This is a genomic window from Dietzia maris, assembly GCF_014144855.1.
Taxonomy (GTDB): domain Bacteria; phylum Actinomycetota; class Actinomycetes; order Mycobacteriales; family Mycobacteriaceae; genus Dietzia; species Dietzia kunjamensis.
Genome location: NZ_JAALDN010000097.1, coordinates 1 through 7588, shown reverse-complemented (window position 1 = coordinate 7588; position 7588 = coordinate 1). Strand labels below are relative to the sequence as shown.

The window sequence follows — 7588 nt, the reverse complement described above, 5'->3', positions numbered from 1 at the left end:
GAGAGCGGCGACCCGGGAGCCGCCGTCGCGGCGCGGGTGGCCCTCGTCAGGGGAGTCGTGCTGCGCAGTGCAGCCGGAGATGTCGTGGGGGTGACCCCGCGGGGTCTGCTCAGCGGCAGGCCTGCCGCGGTCGAGGTGGGCGGTCGCCGTTGCGCGCTGCTCGGCTGGTCACGGCCGTGGCCGATCGACGAGGCCTGGTGGGAGCCGACGCCCGACGGCGAGCCTCGCCGCCCTCGGGCCCGCATACAGGTCGTCCCCGAGCGTGCGGCGGCATTGCTGCTCTGCGGCGTGCTCGGGGACGAACAGGGGAACTGGATCGTGGAAGGAGTCTACGAATGAGCCGTTCGCGGATGAGGCGCCCCCGGCGCGGCTCAGCGCTCGATGTCGACCACCAGGCGGGTCGGGTTCTGCAGCAGGAAGGCGGAGAATGCCCGGTCCGAGCCCTCGAGGCCGATCACGGACTGCGCCTGCCCCTCGAACTGTCCCGTGAACGCCACGCCCGCCACCCCGGTCGCGTCGTCGCCGGCCACGGTGCCCACGGGGACCTCCTCCATGCCGGTCTGGGTGGGCAGGATCTGGCCGCCGATCGTCACCTGCAGGAAGGAGTCGCCCGGCACTTCCACCGGAAAGCCGCTGCCCTGCTGGGCCGGGCTGTCCACATAGTCCACGGAATAGCTCGGGGTCCCGCGGCCGTCGAGTTCGAAGACCACACGGTCCTTGCCCTGGAAATTGCCCATGCGGATCTCGGATACCACCAGTTCTGCGCGTCCGGCGGCAGCGTCCGCCTCCTCGCGCTTGGGGGCGGAGTCCGTCGGGCCGGCGGTGGGGTCGGCGGCCTCGGTCTCCTCCGGCGCCAGAGCCTGCGCCAGGGCGGCCGGGGAGGATCCCGCAGTGGTCGTCTGGCTGGTGGCGGGGGCGTCGGTCGAGGTGTCGGCCCCGCAGCCCGCCATGGCCAGGGACGCGGCGGCGGTCAGGGCGGCGGCCGCTGCGAGGCGGCGATGTCGGGTACGCATGGCCCCAGCTTAAGTCCCTCTCATCACTTTTGTCCCACGAGGTGGCTACAGTTACACCACGTCGCGCGGTGGGGCACCATGGGGGCGTGTCAGTCATCGATCCCACCCCACTCACTGCCTGGTGTTCCCTCCAGTCGGCCGATGAGCCGCCCGCCGGTACCGCGGCCCACGAGGAATCGTGGGTCCTGTTGGAGGTTCCCGCGCGCTGGGGACGCGATATCTTCGACGGCGAAGCCCTGGGCGAGGAGCTGTCCGAGCGACTCAAGGAACATGTCTCGGCCTGCGGATCCCGGATGCTCTTCATCCGGCGCCCGGGCCGCGAGGGCCAACGCATCGACCGTCACCGTTTCTACCTGTGCGACACCAGGCCCGGCCGGCGGAGTATCCGGGTCGGCCGTGTCGACCGTCCCGCGGACATGCTCGACCTGGACCTCTCGCCCGGTGGGCACGTGGCGGGTACCCGCGAGATCTCGGCCCCGGTGCCGCTGGTGTGCACCCACGCCAAGCGTGACCAGTGCTGTGCGGTCCGGGGGCGTCCGGTCGTGGCCGAACTGGATGAGCTGGTCGGAGCCCGCCTGTCCGCGCTCGATCCGGACGCCGCGGTGTGGGAGTGCTCCCACACCGGCGGGCACCGCTTCGCCCCGGTCCTGCTGCTCCCCGGCACCGGCTACACCTACGGACCCGCGGAGGCGGATCTCGCGGCCCGCATCGTCGAGGCCGAACTGGACGGTCGGGTCGTCACCGAGCACCTGCGGGGTCGCAGCACGTGGGCGCCGGCCGGGCAGGTGGCAGAGGTCGCCGTCCGGGAGTCCGGCGTGGAGGCGGGGATCGACGATCTCATCGTCGACGTCGACCCGGATGACCCGCTCGTGGTCGTCGTCCGGCACACCGACGGACGCGCCTGGCGGGTCGAGGCAGGGAAGCGACCGCTCCCGCCACGCCAGCAGAGTTGCCGCAAGCCCGCCGGCGAGGCCTCGGCGTGGGTCGTGGAGTCCCTCACCCTGCTCTGAATCGACCCACCGACACCGGGCGGGTGAGCACCGGTGAACTGGTACCACGGACCCAGGACGTGGTCGGAACTCGAACGGGTGCTCTCCGGACGACCGGGCCCGCGAGGGGCCGAGAACCCGCACCCCGGCGACGGCAGCGACGCCCCCGCCTGGTCACGCAAGCGTGGCGGGTACACGGCCCCTCCGCGGGCCCGCGCCCGGGGGCGAGTGCCGTACGCGGAGCTGCACGCCCACACCGCGTTCAGCTTCCTCGACGGGGCCTCCTCTCCCGAGGCCATGGCCGAGGCGGCGGCGGAACTGGGGCTTACGGCGCTCGCGATCACCGACCACGACGGGTTGTACGGGGTCGTGCGCTTCGCCGAGGCCGCCTCCGAGCTGGGACTGGCCACGGTGTTCGGGGCGGAACTCTCGCTACCGGGCGGCGAGCACCTGCTGGTCCTGGCCAGGGGTGAGGAGGGCTACCGGCGGTTGTCGCGCTCGATCGCCCACGCCCACCTGCGGGGTGGGGCAAAGGGCGAACCGCGGTACGAGATGACCGAGCTCGCGGAGGCGGCCGGCGGTCACTGGTATGTGCTCACCGGCTGTCGTCGAGGCCGGGTCCGTCGGTCCCTGGAGCGCGGCGGGACGGGGGCGTCCGACTTCGACATCCCCGCTGCCGGTGCGGCCCTGGACCAGCTCGTCGAGCTGTTCGGTCAGGACAGGGTGGTCGTGGAGCTGACCTGTCACGGGGTTCCCGAGGACACGGAACGATGCGACGCGTTGGCGGGTCTCGCCGCGCAGGCGGGCCTGCCCGTCGTCGCGACCACCGCTGCCCACTGCGCCGGGCCGGAGGACGCGCGACTGGCCTCGGTCATGGCGGCGCTCGGTGCGCGCGACGCACTGGAGACCCACGCAGCGCACCTGCCCGCCGCGGGCGGGGCGCACCTGCGCTCGGGCGAGGAGATGACGGAACTGTTCGACCGCTGGCCCGATGCCGTGGCCGGGGCGGACAGGCTGGGCCGGGAGTGCGCGTTCGACCTCCGGCTCATCGCCCCGCAGCTACCTCCGTTCGACGTCCCCGAGAGTTACACCGAGGACACGATGCTCGCCGAGCTCGCCTACGCCGGCGCCGCCCGTCGCTACGGGACACGCGAAGAGGCCCCGGAGGCGTATGCGCAGATCGACCGCGAACTACAGGTGATCGCCGAACTGGGCTTTCCCGGGTACTTCCTCGTCGTCCACGACATCGTCGAGTTCTGCCACCGCGAGGGCATCCTCTGCCAGGGCCGCGGCTCGGCCGCCAACTCGGCGGTCTGCTACTCGCTGGGGATCACCAACGTCGACCCGGTGCGCGCCCAGCTGCTGTTCGAGCGGTTCCTGGCGCCGGAGCGCGACGGCCCGCCGGACATCGACGTGGACATCGAGTCCGGCCGTCGGGAGGAGGCCATCCAGTACGTCTACTCCCGGTACGGCCGGAACCACGCCGCCCAGGTCGCCAACGTCATCACCTACCGCGGACGATCGGCCGTGCGGGACGTGGCCCGGGCCCTGGGCTACTCCCCGGGGCAACAGGACGCGTGGTCGAAGAGCGTCGACCGGTGGTCGGGGTTGAAGAACCACGAGAGGGAGGCCACCGAGCACACCGTCCCGCCCGATGTGCTCGCGCTGGCACGGCGGCTCGTCGGACTGCCCCGCCACCTGGGGATCCACTCGGGCGGCATGGTGATCTGCGACCGCCCGGTGGCGGACGTGGTACCCGTCGAGTGGGCACGCATGCCGGGACGGACGGTCCTGCAGTGGGACAAGGACGACTGCGCGGCGGTCGGGCTGGTCAAGTTCGACATGCTGGGCCTGGGCATGCTCACCGCACTGCATCACGCCATCGACCTCGCGGCGGAACACAAGGATCTCGACGTGGACCTGGCCCGGTTGGACCTCGCGGATCCGCAGGTCTACGAGATGCTGTGCCGGGGCGACTCGGTGGGTGTGTTCCAGGTGGAGTCCCGCGCACAGATGGCCACCCTGCCCCGGCTCCGACCGCGGACGTTCTACGACCTGGTGGTCGAGGTGGCGCTCATCCGTCCCGGCCCCATCCAGGGCGGGTCCGTGCACCCCTACATCCGTCGCCGCAACGGCCGGGAGAAGGTGGTGTTCGACCACCCCGCGCTGGAGGAGGTGCTGGGACGCACGCTGGGGATCCCGCTGTTCCAGGAGCAGCTCATGCAGATCGCCACCGTCATCGCGGGCTTCACCGGAGCGGAAGCCGATCAGTTGCGCCGCGCGATGGGGTCCAAGCGGTCACCCGAACGGATGGCCCGACTGAAGGAACGGTTCTTCGACGGGATGCGCGACCTGCACGGGATCGGCACCAGCTCGCCCGGGACCCCGGTCACCGGGCCGGAGGTGGGGGAGCGGATCTGGGAGAAGATGTGCGCCTTCGCCAACTACGGCTTCCCCGAGAGCCACTCCCAGTCCTTCGCCGCCATCGTCTACTACTCCGCATGGTTCAAGTGCCACCACCCGGCGATCTTCTGCGCGGCGCTGCTGCGCAGCCAGCCCATGGGCTTCTACTCGCCGCAGTCGCTCGTCGCCGACGCCCGCCGGCACGGTGTCACCGTGCACCGCCCGTGCGTCAACCGCTCACTCGGTGGGGCCACCTGCGAGAACGATGGTGCCGAGGTGCGCCTCGGACTGGAGTCGGTCCGGGCGATCGGTGAGGACCTGGCCACCGCGATCGCCGATGAACGCGACACCCACGGCCCGTACACCTCCGCCGCCGACCTCGCCGGCCGCACCGGCCTGTCCGTCCGGCAGATGGAGGCACTCGCCACCGCCGGGGCGCTCGACTCGCTCGGCACCGGGGGCCGTCGGTCCGCCCTGTGGTCGGCGGCCACCGCGGCCCGCGAGAAGCCCGGCATGCTGCCCGGGCTCAGCCAGGTCGACGCCCCGGCCCTGCCCGGCATGAGCGTCCTCGAACTCACCTCCGCCGACCTGTCGGCCACCGGGATCAGCCCCGAGGAATACCCGACCGTCCACGCCCGGCCGTGGCTCGACTCCCGCGGCGTATGCACCACCGCCGGGCTCGCCCACGTCCCCGACGGCAGCCGCGTCGAGGTCGCCGGAGCCGTCACCCACCGTCAGCGTCCCGCCACCGCGGAGGGCGTGACCTTCCTCAGCGTCGAGGACGAGACGGGCATGACCAACGTCGTGTGCTCGGTGGGACTGTGGGCGCGATACCGGCCGATCGTCTCCGCGTCCCCGGCGCTCATCGTCCGCGGCACCGTGGAGAACCGCTCCGGCGCGGTCAGCGTGGTGGCGGACAAGATCGAACGCCTGCACCTGGGTATGGCCATCGGTCGCAGTCGGGACTTCCGGTGAGCCGCCCCCGGTCAGGCGGCCCGCGCCCTCGCGATCGCCCGCACACTGGCGACCGCGCACAGCGACCAGATGACGATCAGCACCATCACCGTGAACACACTCGCCGCATCCCAATCCAGGTAGAACGACCCCAGGGCGCACGTCGACAGCGGGTACGCCATCGCCCACCACCCCGGATTGAACGGCATGCGCGCCAGGAAGCCCCTGATCGTGGAGAACACCGCGTAAGCGCCCAGCCCGGCCCCCGCCACCAGCACCGAGGCGGCATAGGCCCGGGCGACACCCCCCAGGGTCGCGCCGAACAGCACCTGCGCGGCGGCCGCGGACTGACCCACGATCCCCAACGGGATCCACGTCGTGGTCGCCAACTCCACCGGGACGGGAGTCCGAAACCAGGCGTGGTGATACGTCCTGGCGATCACCGCGCCGCCCAGCACCAGGGCCAACACGAAGCACACCGAGCACGCGCCCACCAGAACCGACCGGACAGCCTCCGAATCGACGTGCCTGGACATCAGGCCCCCCGCACCCGCGGACACCATCGGCGGCACCACCGGCAACGCCCACGTCGGCAACGGATGGTCGGGACGGGCGGTGACCAGCCACACGGTGAACCTCAGCGCGGTGGCCAACCCCAGCACGGTCCCCGCAGCCCACAACGCCGCGTCCACCCCGAACGCGATGGTCGACAGCGCCGGCGCGCGGGCATCGACCACCACGAAGGACGCGGAGCCCACCGCGAGCAACCCCATCGAGACCATGCCCCACAGCGGCAGCATCGCCGCATCCCGGACCGAGGACGTCCACATGTCCGGGGCGCGCGCCACCGATCGCGCGAACCCCGCGCCGAGCCCCAGCAACAGAACCCAGCCCAGGATCACCATGACCACCGCGGCCGGCGCGAAACCCGGAACCCGCACCGCGTGGATCTGCAGGAGCGTCGCCAGACCACCGGTGCCCATCACGGCACCGAACCAGGCGGGGCCGGGCCCCGGGACGGACGGGGCCGCGGGCGCTGATCGCGGTCCCCGGCTCGTGGTCACCAGGACACTATGCCCGCACCTCGTCGTTGCCCGAAAATCCGGGGGGGACAACGACATCCGCCGCTCCGTCGCGCCCCGGCGAGCGACTGCCCGGATCCCCGACGCCCACGGGCACGACACCGTACGTTCGATCCCATGAGCGCCCCGACCGCCTCCCGTGGCCCCGATCCCGCCGCCCCGCTGGATGAACTGCGAGCCCGACTCGACACCGCGCGGATACTCACCGACCCGGACCTTCTGGAGGGCTACCGCCAGGACTGGGCCAAGGCCCCCGACCCGGGCCTGCCCCTGGCGGTGGTCCGGGCCCGCACCACCGAGGACGTGCAGGAGGTCCTGCGCTGGGCGAGCGCGCACGGCGTCCCCGTGGTCCCGCGGGGTGCAGGATCCGGCCTGTCCGGCGGCGCGACGGCGGTCGACGGCGGGATCGTGCTGTCCACCGAACTCATGCGCGACATCGACGTCGACCCCGTCACCCGGACGGCCACCGTCCAACCGGGGCTTTACAACGCCGAGGTCAAACGGGCCGTCGCCGCGCACGGTCTCTGGTACCCGCCGGACCCGTCGTCCTATGAGATCTGCTCGATCGGCGGCAACATCGCCACCAACGCCGGCGGACTGTGCTGCGTGAAGTACGGGGTGACCACCGACTACGTCCTGGGGATGACGGTCGTGCTCGCCGACGGGACGGCGGTGCGCCTGGGCGGGCCGCGCCTCAAGGACACCGCCGGGCTGAGCCTGACCAAACTGTTCGTCGGCAGCGAGGGGACGCTGGGGATCGTCACCGAGATCATCCTCCGGCTGATCCCGGAGCAGCCGCCGCGCTCGACGGTGGTGGGGATCTTCCCCGACGTGGTCGCGTGTAGTGAGGCCGTGCTGGCCATCACCCGGCGGATCCGCCCGGCGATGCTGGAGTTCATGGACACCGTCTCCATCCGGGCCGTCGAGGCGGACCTACGGATGGGCCTGGACACCACGGCGGGGGCGATGCTCCTGGCCCAGTCCGATCTCACCGGTCCCGACCGCGCGGCCGAGACCGGGTTCATGGCCGAGGCGTTCCGCACCCACGGCGCCACCGACGTGTTCGCCACCGACGACCCCGACGAGGGTGAGCAGTTCACCATGGCCCGCCGGGCCGCGTTCACCAGCCTCGGCAAGACCGGCACCC

5 protein-coding genes and 1 pseudogene are annotated in these 7588 nt (G+C 72.0%); 4 read left to right on the top strand and 2 right to left on the bottom strand.

The features are described from left to right. A pseudogene (locus G6024_RS03880) lies at window positions 1–339 on the top strand (hypothetical protein); the annotation flags it as partial. A gap of 32 nt (window positions 340–371) precedes the next feature. On the opposite strand, the gene G6024_RS03875 reads toward G6024_RS03880, so the two are convergent. Beyond that, entirely contained in the window at window positions 372–1013 is a 642-nt protein-coding gene (locus G6024_RS03875; RefSeq protein ID WP_159148103.1) for an AMIN-like domain-containing (lipo)protein, read from the bottom strand. Window positions 1014–1099: 86 nt separating this feature from the next. Between G6024_RS03875 and G6024_RS03870 the strand changes: the two genes are divergently transcribed. Next, window positions 1100–2023, top strand: coding sequence for a ferredoxin family protein (locus G6024_RS03870; RefSeq protein ID WP_067712561.1), 924 nt, complete (start codon window positions 1100–1102; stop codon window positions 2021–2023). A 33-nt stretch (window positions 2024–2056) separates the two neighbouring features. Next, window positions 2057–5380, top strand: a complete 3324-nt coding sequence (locus G6024_RS03865; RefSeq protein WP_182640305.1) for an error-prone DNA polymerase — start codon at window positions 2057–2059, stop codon at window positions 5378–5380. Between the two features lie 11 nt (window positions 5381–5391). Here the strand turns inward: G6024_RS03865 and G6024_RS03860 are convergent, their stop codons facing one another. Further along, entirely contained in the window at window positions 5392–6423 is a 1032-nt protein-coding gene (locus G6024_RS03860; protein WP_200841548.1) for an SLAC1 family transporter, read from the bottom strand. A gap of 135 nt (window positions 6424–6558) precedes the next feature. Between G6024_RS03860 and G6024_RS03855 the strand changes: the two genes are divergently transcribed. Beyond that, the coding region (locus G6024_RS03855) for an FAD-binding oxidoreductase (protein WP_182640304.1) at window positions 6559–7588 on the top strand (1030 nt) is incomplete at its 3' end.